At 66.0% G+C, this 21904-nt stretch carries 19 protein-coding genes; 11 read left to right on the top strand and 8 right to left on the bottom strand.

All coding sequences use genetic code 11. The annotated features are described in order from the left end of the window. Nucleotides 1–9 precede the first annotated feature (9 nt). From dapF to CH306_RS22910, 3 genes are all read left to right on the top strand, one after another. Nucleotides 10–879, top strand: coding sequence for a diaminopimelate epimerase (gene dapF / locus CH306_RS22920; RefSeq protein WP_094648040.1), 870 nt, complete (start codon nucleotides 10–12; stop codon nucleotides 877–879). A gap of 79 nt (nucleotides 880–958) precedes the next feature. Then, nucleotides 959–2509 (top strand): GTPase HflX, encoded by a 1551-nt coding sequence (gene hflX, locus CH306_RS22915; protein WP_200893173.1) that lies wholly within the window; start codon nucleotides 959–961, stop codon nucleotides 2507–2509. Nucleotides 2510–2550: 41 nt separating this feature from the next. Continuing rightward, nucleotides 2551–3606: a hypothetical protein gene (locus CH306_RS22910; RefSeq protein ID WP_256981242.1), complete on the top strand. Its 1056-nt coding sequence runs from the start codon at nucleotides 2551–2553 to the stop codon at nucleotides 3604–3606. A 21-nt stretch (nucleotides 3607–3627) separates the two neighbouring features. Here the strand turns inward: CH306_RS22910 and CH306_RS22905 are convergent, their stop codons facing one another. From CH306_RS22905 to CH306_RS22890, 4 genes are read right to left on the bottom strand one after another with little or no spacing between them, the layout of a single operon-like run. Next, complete coding sequence (locus CH306_RS22905) at nucleotides 3628–3885, bottom strand: HPr family phosphocarrier protein (RefSeq protein WP_032397893.1); 258 nt, start codon at nucleotides 3883–3885, stop codon at nucleotides 3628–3630. A 43-nt stretch (nucleotides 3886–3928) separates the two neighbouring features. Beyond that, the gene (locus CH306_RS22900; protein WP_032397894.1) at nucleotides 3929–5974 is read right to left on the bottom strand and encodes a PTS fructose transporter subunit IIABC; all 2046 of its coding nucleotides are present in this window, start codon (nucleotides 5972–5974) and stop codon (nucleotides 3929–3931) included. 9 nt (nucleotides 5975–5983) lie between these two features. Then, entirely contained in the window at nucleotides 5984–6994 is a 1011-nt protein-coding gene (locus CH306_RS22895; RefSeq protein ID WP_032397895.1) for a 1-phosphofructokinase family hexose kinase, read from the bottom strand. Continuing rightward, complete coding sequence (locus CH306_RS22890; RefSeq protein WP_032397896.1) at nucleotides 6991–7758, bottom strand: DeoR/GlpR family DNA-binding transcription regulator; 768 nt, start codon at nucleotides 7756–7758, stop codon at nucleotides 6991–6993. The genes CH306_RS22895 and CH306_RS22890 overlap by 4 nt, the downstream gene beginning before the upstream one ends. A 212-nt stretch (nucleotides 7759–7970) precedes the next feature. On the opposite strand from CH306_RS22890, the gene ptsP reads away from it, so the two are divergent. The 3 genes from ptsP (at nucleotide 7971) to CH306_RS22875 (ending at nucleotide 12248) form a co-directional block, all read left to right on the top strand. Then, nucleotides 7971–9659 (top strand): phosphoenolpyruvate--protein phosphotransferase, encoded by a 1689-nt coding sequence (gene ptsP / locus CH306_RS22885; protein ID WP_094648039.1) that lies wholly within the window; start codon nucleotides 7971–7973, stop codon nucleotides 9657–9659. A 22-nt stretch (nucleotides 9660–9681) separates the two neighbouring features. Next, complete coding sequence (locus CH306_RS22880; protein ID WP_179272746.1) at nucleotides 9682–10953, top strand: uracil-xanthine permease family protein; 1272 nt, start codon at nucleotides 9682–9684, stop codon at nucleotides 10951–10953. Between the two features lie 152 nt (nucleotides 10954–11105). Next, nucleotides 11106–12248 carry an acyl-CoA dehydrogenase family protein gene (locus tag CH306_RS22875; protein ID WP_045195435.1) on the top strand — a complete coding sequence of 381 codons (1143 nt, stop codon included), beginning with the start codon at nucleotides 11106–11108 and terminating at the stop codon, nucleotides 12246–12248. Nucleotides 12249–12325: 77 nt separating this feature from the next. Here the strand turns inward: CH306_RS22875 and lexA are convergent, their stop codons facing one another. Beyond that, a complete protein-coding gene (gene lexA / locus CH306_RS22870) occupies nucleotides 12326–13009 on the bottom strand; it encodes a transcriptional repressor LexA (protein ID WP_094648157.1) in 684 nt (227 codons plus the stop codon). Between the two features lie 384 nt (nucleotides 13010–13393). On the opposite strand from lexA, the gene CH306_RS22865 reads away from it, so the two are divergent. Both CH306_RS22865 and nrdR read left to right on the top strand, forming a co-directional pair. Then, nucleotides 13394–13804: a hypothetical protein gene (locus CH306_RS22865; RefSeq protein WP_094630082.1), complete on the top strand. Its 411-nt coding sequence runs from the start codon at nucleotides 13394–13396 to the stop codon at nucleotides 13802–13804. Nucleotides 13805–13904: 100 nt separating this feature from the next. Beyond that, the gene (nrdR, locus tag CH306_RS22860; RefSeq protein WP_008716872.1) at nucleotides 13905–14369 is read left to right on the top strand and encodes a transcriptional regulator NrdR; all 465 of its coding nucleotides are present in this window, start codon (nucleotides 13905–13907) and stop codon (nucleotides 14367–14369) included. A gap of 12 nt (nucleotides 14370–14381) precedes the next feature. On the opposite strand, the gene hrpA is transcribed toward nrdR, so the two are convergent. Beyond that, entirely contained in the window at nucleotides 14382–18278 is a 3897-nt protein-coding gene (hrpA, locus tag CH306_RS22855; protein WP_094648038.1) for an ATP-dependent RNA helicase HrpA, read from the bottom strand. 68 nt (nucleotides 18279–18346) lie between these two features. On the opposite strand from hrpA, the gene CH306_RS22850 reads away from it, so the two are divergent. Further along, nucleotides 18347–19009, top strand: coding sequence for a Pr6Pr family membrane protein (locus CH306_RS22850; RefSeq protein WP_254924118.1), 663 nt, complete (start codon nucleotides 18347–18349; stop codon nucleotides 19007–19009). Between the two features lie 14 nt (nucleotides 19010–19023). Further along, entirely contained in the window at nucleotides 19024–20274 is a 1251-nt protein-coding gene (locus CH306_RS22845) for an aminotransferase family protein (protein WP_032397901.1), read from the top strand. Here the strand turns inward: CH306_RS22845 and CH306_RS22840 are convergent. Continuing rightward, nucleotides 20258–20488, bottom strand: coding sequence for a hypothetical protein (locus tag CH306_RS22840; protein ID WP_032397902.1), 231 nt, complete (start codon nucleotides 20486–20488; stop codon nucleotides 20258–20260). The genes CH306_RS22845 and CH306_RS22840 overlap by 17 nt on opposite strands. Before the next feature lie 38 nt (nucleotides 20489–20526). Here CH306_RS22840 and CH306_RS22835 point away from each other — a divergent pair, with 38 nt between their 5' ends. Next, nucleotides 20527–21171 carry a hypothetical protein gene (locus CH306_RS22835; protein ID WP_032397903.1) on the top strand — a complete coding sequence of 215 codons (645 nt, stop codon included), beginning with the start codon at nucleotides 20527–20529 and terminating at the stop codon, nucleotides 21169–21171. On the opposite strand, the gene CH306_RS22830 is transcribed toward CH306_RS22835, so the two are convergent. Next, nucleotides 21161–21832: a PhzF family phenazine biosynthesis protein gene (locus CH306_RS22830; protein ID WP_094648037.1), complete on the bottom strand. Its 672-nt coding sequence runs from the start codon at nucleotides 21830–21832 to the stop codon at nucleotides 21161–21163. The two genes, CH306_RS22835 and CH306_RS22830, sit on opposite strands and share 11 nt — an antisense overlap. Between the last annotated feature and the right edge of the window lie 72 nt (nucleotides 21833–21904).

The raw sequence follows: 21904 nt of genomic DNA, 5'->3' as shown, positions 1-21904 counted from the left end.
CTCGCGACCATGGAATTCGCCAAAGGCCACGGAACTCAGAACGACTTCGTCGTGCTGCCGGATCCGGCAGCCGAGCTCGAACTCACCAGGTCGGCGGTGTCGGTGTTGTGCGATCGACGCCAGGGCCTCGGTGCCGACGGGATTCTGCGCGTCGCCCGGGCCGGTGTGCTCCGAGATGCAGGCGTACTCGACCGAATGCCGCCGGGTGTCGAGCACGAGGACTGGTTCATGGACTACCGCAACGGTGACGGCACCATCGCCGAGATGTGCGGCAACGGTGTGCGGGTGTTCGCGCACTACCTGCGGGTGCACGACCTCGAACAACGTGACCAGTTCGTGGTGGGTTCGCGTGCCGGTGCTCGCGCTGTGACCGTTCACTCGTTCGACGACACCGACGCCGATGTCACCGTGGCGATGGGGGACGTCACGCTGATGGGCTCGAGCTCGGCGACCCTCGCGGGCGGGACGTACGAGGGCATCGGAATCGACGTCGGCAATCCTCACCTGGCCTGTGTCGACGGTGCGTTGACACGCGCATCTCTCGGCGCGCTCGACTTGTCCCAACCGCCGACACTGGATTCCGAGTTCTTCCCCCACGGTGCGAACGTCGAGATCCTGACCAGGCTCGACGACGGTGCCGTCCAGATGCGTGTGTTCGAACGTGGCGTCGGGGAGACGCGATCGTGTGGCACCGGAACCGTGGCAGCGGCCGCAGCGGCGCTGTCCTACGAGGGCCTCGAGACAGGGGAGGTGAGCGTCGGTGTGCTCGGCGGTCGGGTGCGTGTGAACATCGATCACGTCGGTGCCACTCTGCGCGGACCGTCGGTGTTGCTGGCCCGGGGCGAGATCGACGACCGGTGGCTGAAGGCTCAGTCCTGACGATCGCGCAGGCCTCGGCACCCACGTGGACCGAAACCCGCGTGCATACGCTGGGCTTTTCGTGGATCATGGAGCTCGTATGACGAACTCACATGAAACATCCCCTGCAGGCGAGCCGGTCGACGACGGTCGCGACGACATCGACGGCGCTCCCGAAACCGAATCCGCCTGGACCCGTGAAGAGTCCGACGCGTGGTCGAGACGACTGGCTCGGTCTCCGCTGGGCGACGAGAATTCCCCGTCCTCCGGCGACATGCAGCTCGAAGACCGCACCGCGCTGCGTCGAGTGGCCGGCCTGTCCACCGAGCTCACCGACGTCACCGAGGTCGAGTACCGGCAGCTGCGGCTCGAACGCGTCGTGCTGGTCGGAGTCTGGACCACCGGCACGGCCGCGCAGGCCGAGTCCAGCATGACCGAACTGGCTGCATTGGCCGAGACCGCCGGCTCGGAGGTGCTCGAAGCGCTGATGCAGCGACGTGACAAGCCCGATGCCGCGACGTACATCGGTTCCGGTAAGGCCAAGGAGGTGCGCGACATCGTCCTCGCGACCGGCGCCGACACGGTCATCTGCGACGGTGAACTGACCCCTGCTCAGCTCAATGCGCTGGAGAAGGTCGTCAAGGTCAAGGTCATCGACCGCACCGCGCTGATCCTCGACATCTTCGCCCAGCACGCGACCTCACGAGAAGGCAAGGCGCAGGTCGCGTTCGCGCAGATGGAATACATGTTGCCCAGGCTTCGCGGCTGGGGCGAATCCATGTCGCGGCAGGCCGGTGGACGGGCAGGCAGCAATGGTGGTGTGGGTCTGCGCGGACCGGGTGAAACGAAGATCGAGACCGACCGTCGACGCATCCGTGAGCGCATGGCCAAGCTGCGCCGTGAGATCAAGGGCATGAAGCAGGCCCGCGACACCAAACGCGAACAGCGCCTGAGCGGTACGGTGCCGTCGATCGCTATCGTGGGCTACACCAACGCAGGCAAGTCGAGTCTGCTCAATGCGCTGACCGGATCCGGTGTGTTGGTTCAGAACGCTCTGTTCGCCACCCTCGATCCCACCACGCGCAAGTCGACGCTCGAGGACGGTCGCGAGATCGTGCTGACCGATACGGTCGGCTTCGTTCGGCATCTTCCGACTCAGTTGGTCGAGGCGTTCCGCTCGACGCTCGAGGAGGTCACCGATGCAGATCTGCTGCTGCACGTGGTCGACGGTTCGGATCCTCTTCCGATCGATCAGATCAAGGCCGTGCGTGAGGTGATCACCGAGGTGGTTCGCGAGCAGGACGCGAAGATGCCGCCGGAGTTGTTGGTGGTCAACAAGATCGACGCTGCCGATCCGGTTCAACTGACTCAGCTGCGTGGGCTGCTCGACGGCGCTCGATTCGTCTCGGCCAAGACCGGCGAGGGAATCGACGCTCTGCGAGATCATCTGGCCGAGATCCTGTCCGAGCCGGACGTGTTGGTCGATGTTCTCGTGCCCTACACCCGTGGTGATCTGGTCGCGCGAATCCACACCGACGGCCGGATCGTGAAGACGGCCCACGAGGAAGAGGGCACGCGTGTGGAAGCTCGTGTGCCGCAATCGCTTGCGGCGGCGCTCGTCGAATTCACGGCGATCGTGCCCAGCGTCTGACCTCGGTGGTGGGACCACGGCTGGTGGCCCGTGGTGCTGTCGTGGCTGTCGTGGCCTCGGCCGCCGCATTCGGGGGAGTCGCCTCGGGTGCACCGATCGAGACCGAAACCTATTGTGGTCCAATCGATCCTGGACTCGCGGAGTTGTCGGGGCTGACCTCGATCGACGGCGTCCTCTACGTGATCGGAGACAGCGGAGCCGATGATCGGGTCGCCGAACTCGATGCGAACTGCGCGGTCACGCGATGGATCGACGTGCCCGTCGACCCGTACGACGTCGAGGACCTGACGTCGTACGACGGCTCGCTGTGGTTGGCGGACATCGGCGACAATCGGATGCGCCGCGACACAGTGGCATTGACGCGAATGGACCCGGCCTCGGGCGGGGGCGAATTGTACCGATTGACCTACCCCGACGGCGCGCACGACGCCGAGACGATACTGATCGAGCCCGGTGGTAGGCCGGTGATCGTGACAAAGGATCTCTCGGGCGTGAGCGGGGTGTACGTACCCGCCGCCGACCAATCGGTCGCAGATCTGTCCAGCCCTGGCCCGACGCCGATGCGCAAGGTCGGGAATCTGGCGTTCACGGCGACCGACACGGTCGGTGGGCCGCCGTTCGTGGTCGGATCGATACTGGCGACCGGGGGAGCGGTGAGCGCCGACGGTGCCGTGGCCGCAGTGCGCACCTACACCGACGCCTACCTGTTCCGCGTGCCGGACGGGGACATCGCGTCGGCGTTGGTCGATCCGACAGCGCCTCGCGCCGTGGTGGCGTTGCCCGATCAGCCGCAGGGTGAGGCATCGGTCTTCACCGACGACGGTTCCTTGCTCATCGCATCCGAGGCCGGATTCGGATCCGCGGAGGCCACGCTTCCGCCGATCCTGAGGGTCCCCGACGCGGTCGATCTCGAGATGTCTGCCCCCGAACCTGTTGCTGTGGAGCCGGTATCGCCGACCGTCGTTCCCGAGCAGTCGGCACAGACGCCGACAGCGACGGACTCGGAATGGACATTCCGAGCGGCCGTCGCTGCCGGTGTGGTGCTGATCGCCGGAGCGGTGGGATTCACCGTCCGGCGATCGATGCGTTCTCGTTAGGCGCTTGGCCAAACAGTCTGGTCAGGCATCCAAGTCTGCTTCGACGAGGGCGACCACCTTGTCGTGTGCTGCCTGGTCGTCGCTGCTGACGGTGACCTCGGTGCCCTTGGTGGCACCAAGCGTCATGATCATCAGGGCCGAACCTGCGTCCACGGGCTCGGAGTCGGCCACTGCGAGGGTGACGTCCACGCCGGCTTCGGCGACGGCGTCGGCGATCAGTGCTGCGGGTCGAGCGTGCAGACCGATCGAGGATCCGACGGCGACTGTGGTGCTGGGCATGTGGTGCTCCTTCGTAGTGGGGTTGTTGCGATCGTAGCGAGTGTCAGACGGTGGCGAGTGCCGGATCGAGCTCGGCCTCGGTCGGGGCGTTCTTGCCCTTGACGAACTGCTTGGCCGAGACGACCAGGAACGCCGAGACGATGGTGCCGACGGCCAGAGACACGATGAACCACAGGATGTTTCCGATGGCGAAGAACACGAAGATTCCGCCGTGGGGAGCGCTGAGGGTGACGTCGAAGGCCATGATCATGGCACCGGTGACTGCGCCGCCGGCCATCATCGAGGGGATGACGCGGAACGGGTCCGCCGCGGCGAACGGAATCGCACCCTCGGAGATGAATGCTGCTCCGAGGAACCAGGCTGCCTTGCCGTTCTCACGCTCGGCTTCGGTGAACAGACGCGAGCGAACGGTCGAGGCCAGTGCCATGGCCAGCGGCGGCACCATACCTGCGGCCATGACTGCTGCCATGATGCGCAGTGATGCGGTGTCGGTGACCGACAGGCCTGCGGTTGCGAATGCGTAGGCAGCCTTGTTGACCGGTCCGCCGAGGTCGAAGCACATCATCAGGCCGAGAATGATGCCGAGGATGATGACCGAGGAGCCGCTGAGACCGTTGAGCCAGTCGGTCAGTCCGCTGGTGATCGCGGCGAGCGGCTTGCCGAGCAGCAGGAACATGATCGCGCCGACGATGAGGGTGGCGAACAGCGGGATGATGACGACGGGCATCAGGCCACGCAGTACCGCGGGGATCTTCCATTTGCTGATCCACAGTGCGACGAAGCCGGCGATGAGACCACCGACGAGGCCGCCGATGAAGCCTGCGCCGACGAGAACGGCCACGGCACCGGCGGTGAAGCCTGGCGCGAGTCCCGGCCTGTCGGCGATGGCGTAGGAGATGTAGCCGGCCAGTGCGGGCACCAGGAAGCTGAAGGACAGTGCGCCGATCTGGAAGAGCACGGCACCGAGGTAGGCGGCGATTCCGCCTTCGGGGAGGGAGGTGATGGAGTTGTTGACGACGATGTCCTCGGCAACTCCGGAGATCTCGTATCCGCCGAGCAGGAAGCCGAGGGCGATCAGCAGACCGCCGGCGGCGACGAACGGAATCATGTAGCTGACGCCGGTCAGGAGAATCTGGCGGATGCGGGTGCCCCAGCCGAGTTCGCCTGCGGATTCGGTGGAGCCTGCGGCCACTGCGGTACCGCCGACGCGGGCTGCGTCCGGGTTCAGTGCAGCGCGAAGGGCTTCGGTGAGCATGACGTCGGGCTCGTTGATGGCGCGCTTGACGCCCGAGGAGATGACGGGCTTACCGGCGAACCTCTCCCTACCCTTGACGCCCACATCGGTGGCGAAGATGACTGCTTCGGCTCCGGCGATGATCGAGGGGTCCAGCGGCGTGCTGCCGCTCGAGCCCTGGGTCTCGACGTGAACGGTGACTCCGGCACGCTCGCCCGCTGCGACGAGTGAATCGGCAGCCATGTAGGTGTGCGCAATTCCGGTGGGGCAGGCGGTGACTGCGACGATGTGCTTCGGGGCAGTGGTCTCGGCCGGGGTGGCGGCCGCGCTGTGCTTGGCGGTCGACACAGGAGCTGCGGCCGGGGCCGTCACGGCCGGCTTGGCGGCGGGGTTGATGACCCCGTCGACGAGGGTGACGATCTCGGCGGCCGAGGACGCGTTGCGCAGGGAGGTGACGAATTCCGGCTTCACCAGTGCGCGCGCAAGGCTCGAGAGCAGCTTCATGTGGGCCGAACCGGCACCGGCAGGAGCGGCGATGAGGAACACCAGGTCCGCGGGGCCGTCGGGGGCACCGAAGTCGACCTTCGGGTTCAGACGGGCGAATCCGAGAGAGGCCGAGGTGACCGCTTCGGAGCGGCAGTGCGGGATGGCGATGCCGCCGGGCAGGCCGGTTGCCGACTGCGCCTCGCGGGCCAGAGCGGCGTCGCGCAGGGCATCGGTTTCGGTTGCGCGACCCGCGGAAGCCAGAACGCCTGCGAGGCGTTCGATGACGGCTTCCTTGGACTCGCCGAGATCGGCGTCGAGGAGGATCAGATCCTCGGCGATGATCTGCTGATCTTCGGTGGGGGTGGACATTGCAGGCTCCTAGAGACGGTTCGAAGAAGGGGAGAGCGTGGACGGAGTGACGGAGGTGGGGATGTCGAGCGCACGGACCGTCACCGAATTCGGGTGGGTCTGCTCGGGCAGGGGAAGCGTGGTGCCTGGAAGCGCGGTCGCTGCCGTTCCGTAGGCGACGGCGCGGCGGAGTTTGTCTGCGTCGGAACAGTTCTCGGCGTCGGCGAGGATGTAGCCGGCGAGCGAGGAATCGCCTGCGCCGACCGTGCTGACCGCGGTGATCGGGGGCGGGCTGGCGTACCAGGAACCGTCCTCGGTGACCAGTACGGCTCCGGCACTGCCGAGAGTGGCAAGTACCGCGCCGACGCCTCGGCCGAGAAGGATCGTGCTGGCTGCGATAGCAGCCGTCGGATCACCCTGCGCCGCTGCGCTTTCCAGCTCTTCGGAATCGTACCCGGTGAGTTGGGCGAGTTCCTCGGAATTGGGTTTGATCAGATCGGGTGCCGACTCCGGGAAGGCAGCGGCGAGAGCGAGCAACGGCTCGTCGGAGGTGTCCACCGCTACCTTCGCCGACGTGGCACGCAGGGCAGTGACGAGCTCGGCATACCAGTCGACGGGGAGGCCCGGCGGGAGCGAACCGGAGAGAACCACCCATTCGGCATCGACTGCGAGAGCGAGGATCCGCTCCCGCAGCTCCGCACGGGTCCGCTCCGACACCGTGGCACCGGGCTCGTTGATCTTGGTGGTGGTCCCACCGACTTCGCTCACCGTGATGTTGGTCCGCGCCGGACCCGACGTCGGAACCGCGGAATACCGCACTCCCTTCGCGGCCATCGCGTCGAGCAGGGGGTCTCCGACGTTGGCCGGGAGAACTGCCAACGCCCCGACTCCCGATCCGCCGAGAACGCGAGCGACGTTGACGCCCTTGCCTCCTGGGTCGATGGCCGACGTCGATGCCCGGTGGACGCCGCCACGGACGAGCGGCGTGTCGAGCGTGACCGTCCGGTCCATGCTCGGGTTGGCCGTGAGTGTGACCATCATGCGATCACCACCTCGATTCCTTTGTCGCTGAGATTCTTTCGGTCATTGATCGAGATGTCGCTATCGGTGACGATGACATCGATGGAGCCCACTCGGGCGAAGCTGACCAGATGCTCGCGCCCGATCTTCGACGAATCCGCCAGCACCACGACATGATTGGCTGCCTCGACCATGGCACGCTTGACGGCTGCCTCGTCGCTGTCGGGAGTGGACAGTCCGTGCCCGACGCTGATGGCATTGGTGCCGATGAACGCGACGTCCACCCGGAGCCATTCGAGGGCGCTCAGCGCTTCGTCGCCGACTGCCGCCTGGGTGGTCCCGCGTACCCGCCCGCCGAGTAGTCGAAGGTTGACATTCGACATCGTCGCGGCGCGCGCGGCGATCGGGACCGAGTTGGTCACCAACGTCAGTTCGCGATCGTGAGGAAGCAAACCGGCGAGTCGACCGGTTGTGGTGCCGGCATCGAACACGGCGCTGCCTCCGACGGGAGGGAGGAAGGACAGGGCGGCGGCCGCGATCGCGTCCTTCTGATCGGCCCGGGTGAACTCTCGTTCCGAGACGCCCGGTTCGAGTGTGGTCAGTGCCGACGCGGGCACTGCGCCACCGTGGACGCGGCGCACGACACCCATTCGATCGAGAGTGGCGAGATCACGGCGCACGGTTTCCGTTGTGACGCCGTAGGTGGCGGAGAGATCGTTGACGGAGACGCGGCCCTGGGTGCTGATGAGTTCGGCTATGGAGTGCTGTCGTTCTTCTGCGTACACCTGCGTCTCCTTCCTCGTTGATGTTGCTTTATGTTGTTTTACGCCCGTGTGTGTTGACATGTCAAGGGTTTGGAGTAATCTCGGTCACAACACAAGCGACTGATGGCCCCCACCACAGCTCGCCGGACAGTACGAAGACCTTTGTTCACGCAGGATCCGAGGAGGACCACATGACGGGATCGGTTAGCACCGCTTCGACCGGACACAGCGACATGACAGTCGATGCAGCCGGAACCGGAGCAGCGCAGACCACGCTGCACGGCACGCCTGTCGTGCCCGGCGTGGGATACGGCCGCGTGATCCGCCCCGGTGCCCGTCCCGCCATCCCTGCCGATACCGGCGAGGTGGCCGAGGCGGATCGAGATGCCGAGAAGGACGTCTTCGACGCCGCAGCGAACGCCGTCGCCGCTCGACTGCGCGGTCGCGCGGAGCTGGCGACCGGAGCTGCCTCGGAAGTCCTGTCGGCCAACGCCGCGATGGCAACGGACCGCGGCTGGCTGGGAGCCGCGCGCTCCTCGATCGCCAAGGGCAGTTCGGCCGTCACCGCGACAGCGGCGGCGACGGACAAGTTCGCCGCGATGTTCACCCAGCTCGGCGGACTGATGGCAGAGCGCGTGACCGACCTGCGCGACATCCGTGATCGCGTCATCGCCGAGATCCTCGGCGTTCCGGAGCCCGGTGTTCCGGTGCCGGACGAACCGTCCGTGCTGTTCGCCGACGACCTGGCACCCGCCGACACCGCCGGCCTCGACCCCGCGCTGATCGTGGGTCTGGCCACCTCGCTGGGCGGTCCGACCAGCCACACCGCGATCATCGCGCGTCAGTTGGGCATTCCGTGCATCGTCGCCGTGGCAGGCCTCGACGACATCGCCGCGGGTACGAACGCATCGGTGGACGGCACCAGCGGCCGGATCGAACTCGAACCCGATGCCGAGTCGGCCCGCGCCGCCGTCGTCTCCGCCCGCGACGAGCTCGACCGGGTGTCCCAGTGGGTCGGTCCCGGTACCACCGCCGACGGCCACGCGGTCGACATTCTCGCCAACGTCCAGGACGGTGCCGGTGCTCGCGCGGCGCGATCCAGTGCAGCGGACGGCGTCGGACTGTTCCGTACCGAACTGTGCTTCCTCGACCGCGACTCCGAACCCACCGTCGACGAGCAGGCCGAGATCTACGCCCAGGTACTCGACGCGTTCGCGGGCAAGAAGGTCGTCGTGCGGACTCTCGACGCAGGCTCGGACAAGCCGCTTCGGTTCGCCACGCATCCCGACGAGGCAAACCCGGCCCTCGGCATTCGCGGAATCCGCATCGCCGAGGCCGACCGCGGGATTCTGTACCGCCAGCTCGACGGCATCGCGGCAGCCGCGAAGGCGACCGACTCCTCCCCGTGGGTGATGGCCCCGATGATCGCAACCGCGTTGGAGGCGAAGGATTTCGCCGCCGACGTCCGTGAACGAGGACTCACCCCCGGCGTCATGATCGAGGTACCCGCAGCCGCGCTGCTCGCCGAACACATCCTCGAGCACGTCGACTTCCTGTCCATCGGCACCAACGACCTGGCGCAGTACACGATGGCCGCCGACCGCATGTCCGCTCAGCTCGCAGGCCTGACCGATCCGTGGCAGCCGGCGGTACTGGCACTGGTCGCCCACACCGCTGCCGCGGGAGCCAAGGCAGGCAAGCCGGTCGGGGTCTGCGGCGAGGCCGCTGCCGATCCGCTCCTGGCCTGTGTGTTGGTCGGCCTCGGCATCACCTCTCTGTCCGCTGCATCGGCTGCCGTCGCGCACGTGGGTTCGAAGTTGGCGACGGTCACGCTCGATCAGTGCAAGGAAGCGGCCGCCGCAGCCCTGAAAACGGACAGCACCGCCGCCGCCCGCGAGGCAGTGAGCGCGATCCTCGGCTGATCCAATAGTGTTGCCTTCCATCATGAGAACTCTGGGTTGGACGCTGCACGGAAACGGAAAGACCGTCGAGGCCGGGGCGGTGGTCTCACCCGACGAACGATTGACGTGGCCACGCACCATCGGTATCGGAATGCAGCACGTCGTCGCGATGTTCGGTGCGACACTGCTGGTTCCGACGATCACCGGATTTCCGGTATCGACGACGCTGCTGTTCTCGGGCATAGGAACGGCACTGTTCCTCGTCATCACTCGAGGGCGCGTTCCCAGCTACCTGGGTTCGTCCTTCGCTTTCCTGGCCCCGCTCGGTGCCACCCAAGCGAACGGACCCGCCGCCCAACTCGGAGCGGTCCTGTGTGTCGGCCTCGTACTGGCCGCCGTCGGCTTCGTGGTGAAGTTCGCGGGCCAACGGGTACTCGACGCGGCCATGCCGCCCGTCGTGACCGGTGCCGTCGTCGTGCTCATCGGGCTGAACCTGGCACCGGCCGCCACCACGTCGTTCGAGGCGCAGCCGCTGATCGCAGCCGTCACCCTGATCGCGATTCTGCTGGCGACGGCGCTCGGACCCGGCTTGATCGGACGACTCGGAATTCTGCTCGGTGTCGTCGTGGGTTGGGTGTTCGCCGCCGTCACCGGGGGCATCGCGCAACCACGCCTCGACGCACTGAGCGCGGCGAGCTGGATCGGTCTGCCCGAGTTCCGCGGTCCGTCCTTCGAGCTGTCGGTGATCCTGGTGGCGCTGCCGGTGGTGATCGTCCTCGTCGCCGAGAACGTGGGACACGTCAAAGCCGTCGCCGCGATGACCGGCAAGAACCTCGACGACGTGGCCGGTGACGCATTGATCGCCGACGGGCTGGCGACCACACTCGCCGGAGCAGGCGGCGGTTCGGGAACCACCACCTACGCGGAGAACATCGGTGTCATGGCTGCCACCCGCGTGTACTCGACCGCGGCGTATTGGGTCGCATCGATCACGGCGACGGTGCTCGCGTTCTCGCCCAAGTTCGGTGCGCTGATCTTCACCGTCCCCGACGGGGTCATCGGCGGCGCGACTCTGGTGCTGTACGGCCTGATCGGGCTTCTCGGCGTACGCATCTGGACCGACGCGAAGGTCGACTTCACCGACCCGGTCAATCTCATCGTCGTTGCGGCGGCGCTGGTCGCCGGAATCGGTGACCTGACACTGTCCGTCGGATCGGTCGAACTCGGCGGTATCGCCTGGGGTTCGGTGGGCATCCTGCTGGGGTACCCGATCGTCTCGGCGCTCGCCAGGAGTGCAGGCACCCGAGGTCGTTAGCGGGGTCGGTCACGGATCGCGCGCGTTTTGGTCATCGACCGCCCTGACGCCGCGGACGTAGTGTTTCCCTGTGACGTCAGTCGTACCGGCGATCGAGATTCGTAGAGATTTCGCGTGGTCGCTGCCGGTACGCACCGAACAAGGAGACATTCGTGGAACGCACACTTTTCGAGCCCGAGCACGAGCTGTTCCGGGAGTCGTACCGGAAATTTCTCGATCAGCACGTAGCGCCGAACCACGCGAAGTGGGAAGAGCAGAACATCGTCGATCGCGACGTCTGGGTCGAGGCCGGTAAGCAGGGCTTCCTCGGAACGGCAGCGCCCGAGGAATTCGGCGGCGGCGGAGTCAAGGACTTCCGCTACAACGCCATCGTCACCGAGGAAACGACCCGTGGCGGATACAGCGGTATCGGTTTCACCCTGCACAACGACGTCGTCGCGCCGTACCTGATCGATCTCGCGAACGACGAGCAGAAGGCGCGCTGGCTTCCCGGATTCTGCTCCGGCGAACTGATCACCGCGATCGCGATGACCGAGCCGGGAACCGGAAGCGACCTGCAGGGCATCAAGACCAAGGCGGTACGTGACGGCGACGACTGGGTGCTCAACGGCTCGAAGACGTTCATCACCAACGGAATCAACGCCGATCTGGTGATCGTCGTGGCCTGCACCGACCCCGAGAAGGGCGCACAGGGCTTCAGTCTGCTGGTCGTCGAACGTGACATGCCCGGATTCGAGCGCGGCCGCAACCTCGACAAGATCGGCATGAAGGCCCAGGACACCGCCGAACTCAGCTTCACCGACGTTCGTGTGCCCGCCGCCAACCTGCTCGGCGACGAGGGCATGGGCTTCATCTACCTGATGCAGAACTTGCCGCAGGAGCGACTCTCGATCGCTGTCGTCGCCGCCGCGGCAATGGAATCGGCACTGGACATGACGATCCAGTACTGCCGCGACCGCAAGGCCTTCGGAAAGTCGATCGGCAAGTTTCAGAACACGCGCTTCGTGTTGGCGGAATTGGCCACCGAAACTACCGCCACCCGCATCATGGTGGACAAGTTCATCGAACTGCTCAACGCGGACAAGTTGACTGTGCAAGAAGCCGCCATGGCGAAGTGGTGGACCACCGAGAATCAGGTCAAACTGATCGACCGGTGCCTGCAGCTGCACGGCGGCTACGGCTACATGAAGGAATACCCGATCGCCAAGGCGTACATGGATTCCCGTGTACAGACCATCTACGGCGGCACCACCGAGATCATGAAGGAGATCATCGGCCGCGGATTGAATCTGTGATCCGCTGATCCGAGAGACGCGAAGGGCCGCAGCACTCCTGTGCTGCGGCCCTTCGCGTGTCACCTCGGTGACGATCCCTACAGCTTGCGCATCACGGTGACGACCTTGCCGAGGATCGCGGCGTTGTTGCCCGGGATCGGCTCGAACAGCGGGTTGTGCGGCAGCAGCCACACCTCGCCCTTGGACCGCTTGAAGGTCTTGACGGTGGCCTCGCCGTCGATCATCGCAGCGACGATGTCGCCGTTGTCGGCCACGGACTGCTGACGAACCACCACCCAGTCACCGTCGCAGATGGCCGCATCGATCATCGATTCACCGACCACCTTGAGCAGGAACAGCGAACCCTGTCCGACCAGCTCGCGGGGGAGCGGGAAGACGTCCTCGACGGCTTCCTCGGCCAGAATCGGACCGCCTGCAGCGATCCGGCCCAGTACCGGCACGAATGTCGGGGTAGGCAACCGATCCTGCTCCTCGGACGCCTGCGATCCGTCGACCGCGGCGGCTGCCTGATCGGCCTGCACCTCGTCGAGACCGCGGACGTCGACCGCGCGGGGCCGGTTGGCGTCGCGCCGGAGGAAACCCTTGCGTTCGAGCGTACGGAGCTGGTGAGCGACGGAGGAGGTCGATGTCAGGCCGACCGCGTCACCGATCTCTCGAATGCTCGGTGGGTAACCGCGCTCGGTCACCGAAGCCCGAATGACCTCGAGTACCTTCCGTTGCCGCTGCGTCAGACCCGCGCTGATGTCGGTGCCGACTTCCATGGCCTTGGATGTCGGTTCTGCGGCAGGCTTACCCGCTGCGGCCTTCGGTGCGGTGGCCCTGGCTCCGGTCGCCTTGGAACCGGTGGTCGTGGAAAGCGTGGTCGACCTCGTCGAGGTCTCGTCCTTCATGCTGTCGGCCTCCTGCTGGTGTCCTGGATCCGGTCTGCGTGGTAGGTCTGCGCGGACTGGAGTTGATGGTGTCGACTCGTGTGGCGTGTGGTTTCTGACACGAATCTAGCGTGTATCAGCTGTTGAATCAAACATCTGTTCGACTCGTGTCGCGTTTTCTGCAGACTTTGTCGGAGGCTCGTGATAGAACTTCGAACAAGCGTCCATCGAACGCCTGATCGAACAATCGATCCAACGAGCGAAGTCGAGGTTCCGATGACCATCATCACCGATCGCCCCACCGCCGCCGGTGTCCGCGCCCGATCCACTGCCGTCGAGCGCCGCCGCCGGGCGCGTCCCGTTCTGCAGAGTCCCATCGGAACGCACGGTGTCACGGGACCCCGCACACAGAGTTCACCGTGCCTCCCGGTCCTCGATTCGTCGTGGACCGATGTCACCGATCGCGAGCAGGCCGATCGCGAGTTCGACGCGACCTCGGCGCACTTTGCCGGCCAGCCGGTTCGGATGCGTTCGATCGTGCTGACGGTGTTGGCGGTCCTGGTGGTGGCGGGCGGGCTGATCGGCATCGCGAACCTGCGGGCCGTCGCCCCCGATGCCGGCGCGCAACCGGCGGGTGTGGTCGAGGTGCACGACGGAGCTGTCGTCGAGTACACGCCCGGCAGATGACCACCGGCACCGTCGGGTTCGAGGAGACTGAGTATCCTCGACAGACTGCCCCGATGTGCGTGCTCGTCGTCGGAGCATCGGCTACGACGGAGGATCCCTCATGCATTGCCCGTTCTGCAGGCATCCCGACTCACGCGTGGTCGACTCGCGTGAGATGGACGAGGGGCAAGCAATCCGGCGTCGTCGCTCCTGCCCGGAGTGCGGTCGCCGATTCACGACGGTCGAGGCCGCAGTGCTGGCCGTCGTGAAACGCAGTGGTGTCACCGAGCCGTTCAGCCGAGAGAAGGTCGTCAAGGGAGTCCGTCGCGCCTGCCAGGGCAGAGATGTCGACAACGACGCGCTGAACCTACTGGCACAACAAGTCGAGGACGCCATCCGTGCAGCGGGATCCGCGGAGATCCCCAGCAACGAAGTGGGCTTGGCCATTCTCGGTCCACTCCGTGACCTGGACGAAGTGGCCTACCTTCGCTTCGCTTCCGTCTACCGCTCGTTCAGCTCGGCAGAAGACTTCGAGAAGGAAATCCACGAACTGCGCAAGCACCGCGAGTCCGCAGACATCGACTGACAGGCCCGGCCATCAGCGACGCTGGTCCGAGATCGCCTTCTCGATGCGCTTCTCCGACACCGGGTACGCCGTGCGAATGCCCTGCGCGAACAGTCCGACGCGCAACTCCTCGATCATCCAGAACAGTTCCTGTACCCCGGAGCTGTTCTTTCTGCTCTCCGGCAGCGAATCCAACAGTCGCCCGTACGAGGCGTACACCCGATCGAGCACGTCCATCGCAGCCGCGTCCCGGCCTGCACTGCTCGGCAGCGTCGCCAACCGCTTGGTCGCCGCGGCGAGGTAGCGCGGCAGGTCTGCGAGTCTGCGAGAGCCGAATTCGGTGACGAACCCTCGAAAGATCAAGCCGTCGAACTGTTCCCGAACATCGTCCGCCGGCTCGCCCGAGGAGGACTGAAGTTGCGCGGACAGCGCCAGGGCGGCGGTCAACACCGGGCGAACCAACGCCAGGACCGCAGCGGTGCGCTGCGGAACCTCGGCGTTGACGAGTGCCCTCAGTTTCTCGAAGGCATCCGGATCCCGGACCGGTCCTCCGTGCGCATCCATGGCCTCTTCGACCGCAAGTACTCGGCACTCCTCGAGGAGTGCGTCGACTCCACCGTACGGATTCTGGCCCAGTGCAAGACGTTCCGCGGTCGGTAGGCCGGCCAGCAATGCCTTGGTGCCCTTCGGAGCCGTCGACAGAAGCAGAGTTCTGGTTCCCGAGCGCATTGCCGCCCGCGCCTCGGCGGGGGTGCTGAGGACCCGCACCGCAACGCCGGGTCCTTCCGGAACCAGCGCCGGATAGCCGGTGACCTTCTGTCCACCGACCTGCCGAGTCACCGTCGGCTCCAACCGACCCAGCGTGCCGGAGGTCCAGGCCAGAGAGGGTGCGCGCTCCGCGTCGCCGACCGCGCTCGCCACCTGACGGCCGACCTCGCCCGACAGGCTCGTTCGAAGAGCAGTCAGATCCTTGTTGCTGCCCAGCACCTTTCCGGACGGGTCGACGGCCGCGAACGTCATCTTCAGATGCTCGGGCAGCGCGGCGGGGTCGAAGTCCTTCGCCGTGATGTCGCACCGGGCAGCCCGGGACAACTCACGGGCCAGCGCCGTCACCAGAGTTTCCGCGCGCGGCTTCATGGCCGCCAACGCCGCGGCCGCGAAGTCGGGAGCCGGAACCACGTTGCGCCGCAGTGCCTTCGGCAGCGTCTTGATCAATGCGGTGACCAGCTCGCCGCGCATTCCCGGGACCAGCCAGTCGAAGCCCACCGGCTGTACCTGAGCGAGCAGCGCGATCGGAATGCGCGCGGTGACTCCGTCGGCCGCGGTGCCCGGCTCGAACTGATACGTCAGTGGGAACTGGATCTCGCCCTGTCGCCATGCGTCGGGATACGCGCCGGTCAGAACCGAGGCCGCGTCGGAGTTGACGACGGTGTCGGTGGTGAAGTCGAGTAGGTGCGGGTCCTGTCTGCGTGCCTTCTTCCACCAGGTGTCGAAGTGTCGCGCCGACACCGCCTCCGGGGCGATACGTGCGTCGTAGAAGTCGAAGAGAGCGTCGTCGTCGACCACGATGTCTCGTCGCCGAGCGCGATGTTCGAGTTCACCCACGTCGTCGAGCAGCGCCCGGTTCTTGTGGAAGAACGCGTGCTGGGTCTTCCATTCACCCTCCACCAGCGCATGTCTGATGAACAGCTCTCGAGACGCCTCGGCGTCGATGCGGTGATAGTTCACCGGACGCTGCGTCACCAACGGAATGCCGTAGAGCGTCACCCGTTCGTAGGCCATCGCCGATTCCCGTTTGATGGACCAGTGCGGCTCCGAGTACGTCCGCTTGACCAGGTGCGGCGCCAACCGCTCGGCCCACTCGGGCTCGATGCGCGCAGCCATCCGGCCCCACAGGCGTCCGGTCTCGACCAATTCGGCGGCCATGACCCAGCGCGGGGGCTTCTTGAACAGACCCGACCCGGGGAAGATCGCGAAGTGAGCCCCACGCGCGCCGAGGAACTCACGCTTGTCACCCTCCCGGAGCCCGATGTGCGAGAGCAGTCCGGACAGCAGCGACTGATGCAGCGCGGTCTCGGTGGAGTCGGCGTCGGGAACCGTCCACCCGAGTCCACGGGTGATCTGACGTAGCTGACCGTGCAGATCCTGCCACTCGCGAATACGTAGGTAGTGCAGGAACTCGGTGCGGCACATACGGCGGAACTGGTTGGAGGACAACTCGTTCCGCTGTTCGCGCAAATAGGTCCACAGCTTCACGTACGCGAGGAAGTCGGAGTTCTCCACCGCGAAGCGCGCATGCTTCTCGTCCGCCGCCTGCTGATGCTCTGCCGGCCGCTCCCGAACGTCCTGGATCGACAGCGCGGCAACGACCACCAACGCATCGCGGAGAGATCCGTTGCCGTTGGCCTCGACCAGCATTCGCGCCATCCGTGGATCGACCGGAAGCGCCGAGAGTTCCCGGCCGATGGGGGTGAGCTCCGCGGTGCCGTCCTTGGTAGCAGGCTTCAGTGCCCCGAGCTCTTCGAGCAGTCCGATTCCGTCTCGGATGCTCCGCGGATCGGGTGGTTCGACGAACGGGAACGCGTCGATCTTGCCCAGCCCGAGTGCGGTCATCTGAAGGATCACCGACGCCAGGTTGGTACGCAGAATCTCCGGCTCGGTGAACTGCGGACGTGACTCGAAATCTTCTTCCGAGTACAGCCGGATGCAGATGCCGTCGGCGACGCGACCACAGCGGCCGGCCCGCTGCCGCGCCGATGCCTGGGATATCGGCTCGATGGGAAGTCGTTGAACCTTGGTACGCAACGAGTATCGCGAGATTCGGGCGGTACCCGGGTCGACCACGTAGCGGATTCCAGGGACCGTCAGCGATGTTTCCGCAACGTTCGTCGAGAGCACCACGCGCCTGCCCGAGTGCGGGGAGAACACTCGATGTTGTTCGGCCGCAGAGAGTCTCGCATAGAGTGGAACGATCTCGGTGTTGCGCAGATTTCGGTCGTTCAAGGCGTCGGCGGTGTCGCGAATCTCGCGCTCACCGGACAGGAACACCAGAATGTCACCGTCGCCCTCGGCCATCAACTCGTCGACGGCCTGGCACGTCGCGTCGACGGGGTCGAGATCGATCGTGGTGTCCCCGGCGTCGACGGTCAGTGGCCGGTAGCGCATCTCGACCGGGAACGTGCGGCCGGAGACCTCGATGATCGGCGCGGGCACGCCGTCGCGCGCGAAGTGCCGAGCGAAACGCTCGGGATCGATCGTCGCCGAGGTGATGACGATCTTCAGGTCGGGTCGGCGGGGGAGGAGCTGCGCGAGGTAGCCCAGGATGAAATCGATGTTGAGGCTGCGCTCGTGGGCCTCGTCGATGATCAGGGTGTCGTACTGGCGGAGCAGCCGGTCTCGCTGGATCTCCGCCAGCAGGATGCCGTCGGTCATCAGCTTGACGAGGGTCGCATCCGAGGACTGATCGGTGAATCTCACCTTGTAGCCGATGGATTCACCCAGTGGTTCACCCACCTCCTCGGCGATACGTTCGGCCACGGTGCGAGCGGCGAGTCGACGGGGCTGTGTGTGACCGATGGAGCCCCGGATCCCGCGCCCCAGTTCGAGGCAGATCTTGGGGATCTGAGTGGTCTTGCCGGAGCCGGTCTCGCCGGCGACGATCACCACCTGGTGCTCGGCGATGGCCGCGGCGATGTCGTCCTTGCGAAGACTGACCGGAAGTGACTCGGGAAATTCGAGCTTGGGCACCGCAGCGCGGCGGTTGGCGACCACGGTCTCGGCGCGGGTGATGTCGCGGTCGAGTGCGGCGAACGCGTCGTCGGTACGCGCCTTGTCCAATCGCCGCCGCAGCCGGTTCTCGTCGCGGATGGTGACCTGGGCCAGACGTGTGGCGAGAGCGCGACGCTGAACGGACGGGTTCGAGGTAGACATACTTCACCCAGGATATCGGTTTCGGCAGTGCCACCGAATGCAGGTCGTGACTGTGCCAGGATCGCCACATGAGCATCTCGCAGGATGTGATGGTCCAGCCGCGCACTCCCGTACCGATCAGGACGTTGCGCGTACTGTTCGCGGCGCTCACCGCCTCGGCACTGATCTCGATCGTCCTGGACGGTCTCGCCTCCACGACGTTCTCGCTGGCCAACTACTTCAGCTACTTCACCGTCATGAGCAACGTGCTGACGGTGCTGGTGCTGCTGGTCGGCGGCGTCGTCGATCCACGCGCAGCGCACTGGCAGCTCGTTCGGGGTGCCGTCACCCTCTACATGGTCATCACCGGAATCATCTACGCCGTACTGCTCGCCAACATCGATGTGGGCGTGGCGGATCCGTGGACGAACAACGTGGTGCACCGCATCATGCCCGTCGTCCTGCTGATCGACTGGATCCTCACGCCACCGCGACGGCAGATCTCGGAATCGCGCAGCCTGACATGGCTGCTGTTTCCGCTTCTCTACGGGATCTACACCCTCGTCCGTGGGCCCGTTGTCGACTGGTATCCCTATCCGTTCCTCGACCCACGCGTCCAGGGCTACCTCGCGCTCGCCATCGGCCTGCTCGTTCTCACCGTCGCCTTCGCGTTGATGGCTCTCGCGGTCGGTGCACTCGGGAGGATCGCCGGACGGTGGAGGTACGGATCGGGCTCGGCCGGAACCACGTGACTACTGTGTACCGCATGTCTTCTGCCACCGGAACCACACACTCTTCCGCGCTCTGGCACGGTTTCGCCGACATGGGAGCCGTCACGACCAGCGGCCCGTTCGTCGTCTCCCGCGGTGAAGGTGCCTACATCTACGACCACGCGGGTACCGAATACCTCGACGCCACCGCGGGCCTGTGGTTCACCAACGTCGGCCACGGCCGTCGGGAGATCGCCGACGCCGTTGCGACGCAGTTGAGCTCGATCGCCCACTACTCGAACTTCGGTGACTTCGTACCCGAGACCACACTGGCACTCGCCGATCGTCTCGCGGCGATCGCCCCGGTACCGGGCAGCAAGATCTTCTTCACCTCGGGTGGCTCGGACTCCATCGACACCGCCGCGAAACTCGCCCGGCGCTACTGGGTCGAAATGGGTCGACCGAGCAAGACACTGATCGTCGGCCGGCAGAAGGCCTACCACGGGATGCACGTCGCGGGAACAGCGCTGGCCGGCATTCCGGTGAACAAGGAGCACTACGGCGAGCTCATGTCCGACGCCCGAACGGTGGCGTGGGACGACGCGAAGTCGCTGCTGGCACTGATCGAGGAGGTCGGTGCCGAGAACGTGGCCGCATTCTTCTGCGAGCCCGTGATCGGTGCCGGCGGCATCTACCTCCCACCGGAGGGCTACCTGCGCGAGGTGCGGCAGATCTGCCGCGACAACGACGTACTGTTCGTCGCGGACGAGGTCGTCACCGGATTCGGCCGTATCGGTGGCAGTTGGTTCGCCTCCACTCGATTCGAGCTCGAACCGGATCTGATGACCACCGCCAAGGGGCTCACGTCCGGATACGTACCGATGGGTGCGGTGTTCATCGCCCCGACGATCGCCGAGCCGTTCTTCGCGGGCGGCGTGTGGTGGCGGCATGGGTACACCTACGGTGGCCATGCCGGAGCGGCCGCGGCCGCGATGGCCAACCTCGACATCATCGAGCGCGAGGAACTGCTGTCACACTCGAAGCGCATCGAGGCGGCGTTGCACACCCACCTCGCGCCGTTGGCCGCACACGAGAGGGTCTCGGAGATCCGGAGCGGAATCGGTGCGGTTGCCGCCGTGCAGCTCGCCGACCCGGCCGAGGCATTGCCCTTCGTCAAGACGCTTCGAGCGCATGGTGTGTCCAGTCGCGCGGCCGGTCAGGGTGCGATGCAGATCTCGCCGGCATTCGTCATGACGAATGCCGAGATCGAAGAGCTGGCCGCGCGTATCCTCAGCGCGCTCGGCTGAACCGGAGCCTGCTGCGCAGCTGCTGTCCGCGTGAGCGCGGGGCAGCAGCTGCGGGCTGCGGCTCGTCGGGGACGGCGGCGAAGCGCCGGTGCAGCCGATCTCGTACTTCCTCGGGCGCGTATGCGCGACGCTTGCGTTCGGATCGGACCACCAACGCCCCGGTGGCCGCGACACCGACCATCCCGGCGAGACCGAGGGCCTTCCACACGTTCATCCGGCCACCGTACCGTCACGAGATCTAGGGTGTGGACCATGAATCCGTCGCGAATCAGCCTCGATACTGCAGTCGAGGCCACCAGAACGGGCGACATCTGGATCTTCCGTGGACAGTCGAACGCCGATCGCGCTATCCAGGCACTGACCAACAGTCCCGTCAACCACGTCGGAATGGCCGTCGTGATCGACGACCTGCCTCCGCTGATGTGGCACGCCGAACTGGGAAAGTCGTTGCAGGACATGTGGAGCGGAAATTTCCAACGCGGGGTTCAGCTGCACGATCTGCGTGCGGCCGTCACCCAGTGGGCCACGAAGTACGAACAGCGTTGTTGGCTGCGGCAATTGGACGAGTCCGTGACGACTGCGCAGGAGGACGCCCTGCTGCGCACGATCGCCCGCATGGACGGAACCGCGTTCCCGACCACTGCGGCGCTCGCCGGTCGGTGGTTCCGGGGCCGAGTCCCCGCACTGCGTCGCAACCGACGCGAGGGAGCGGCACTCGAAACCGCCTACTGCGCCGAGGTGGTCGCCATGACCTACGACGCGATGGGTCTGCTCACGGGCAACAAGAAAGCCAACTGGTTCGACCCGGGAAAGTTCTGGAGCGGCGACCGACTGCCACTGGCCGACGGAGTTCGTCTCGGCGAGGAAATCGAAGTGGACGTACCCGTCACACGCTGATCGACGCGTCCGCCGCGGTGCGTCCGCCCAGTTCCACCCAGCCGTCGCCGATGGTGGTGCGCAACCGAGATCCGGCTCCCTGCACGATGTTCAGGCTCCGGCCGAGTTCACCGGTCAGCCGGACGGCGGCAGCACCGGTCGCCTCGTCCTCGGCGATACCCATCATCGGTGCGAACATGCGCGATCGCAGCGTGCCGTGTTCCTCGTCGGTCCAGGCCCAGACGTAGTGGTGCCCACTGTCGTAGGCACTCGGATCGGCTGCCGCCACCTCGGCCGCATCGTGAACCCGATGGAAGGTGAACTGCGGAGTCCAGTCGGCGCGAGCGCGAACCCAGGTGTGCTCGCCGTCGTAGCGGATGCTCAACGGTCCGGCAGGGACGGTGAGCACGTCGACGGGATGTCCCTGCTCGCGGAGCCACCACGAGAGTCCGACCGTGGGATGTCCGGCGAAGGGCAGCTCCACGGCGGGGGTGTGAATGGTCGCCGAGGCCGTACCGGACTCGGTGCGATCGACGAACACCGTCTCGCTGAAGCCGAGCTCGGCGGCGAACTGCTGCCTGTCGGCCTCGTGCACGTCGCCCGCGGCCACGATGCCGAGGGGGTTGCCGAACCTGCCGTCGGCATCGGTGAACACTCGGACGACGGAGACGTCGGTAGCCATGCCCGGATGGTACCGAACGCAGAACGAGGGACCCGCGGCCGCGGATCCCTCGTTCGGTGAACAGTGCGAGAC

Source organism: Rhodococcus sp. 15-725-2-2b, assembly GCF_002259075.1.
GTDB lineage: Bacteria > Actinomycetota > Actinomycetes > Mycobacteriales > Mycobacteriaceae > Rhodococcoides.
The sequence above is the reverse complement of the archived record's forward strand: the minus strand, read 5'-3'. Positions and strand labels throughout refer to the sequence as shown.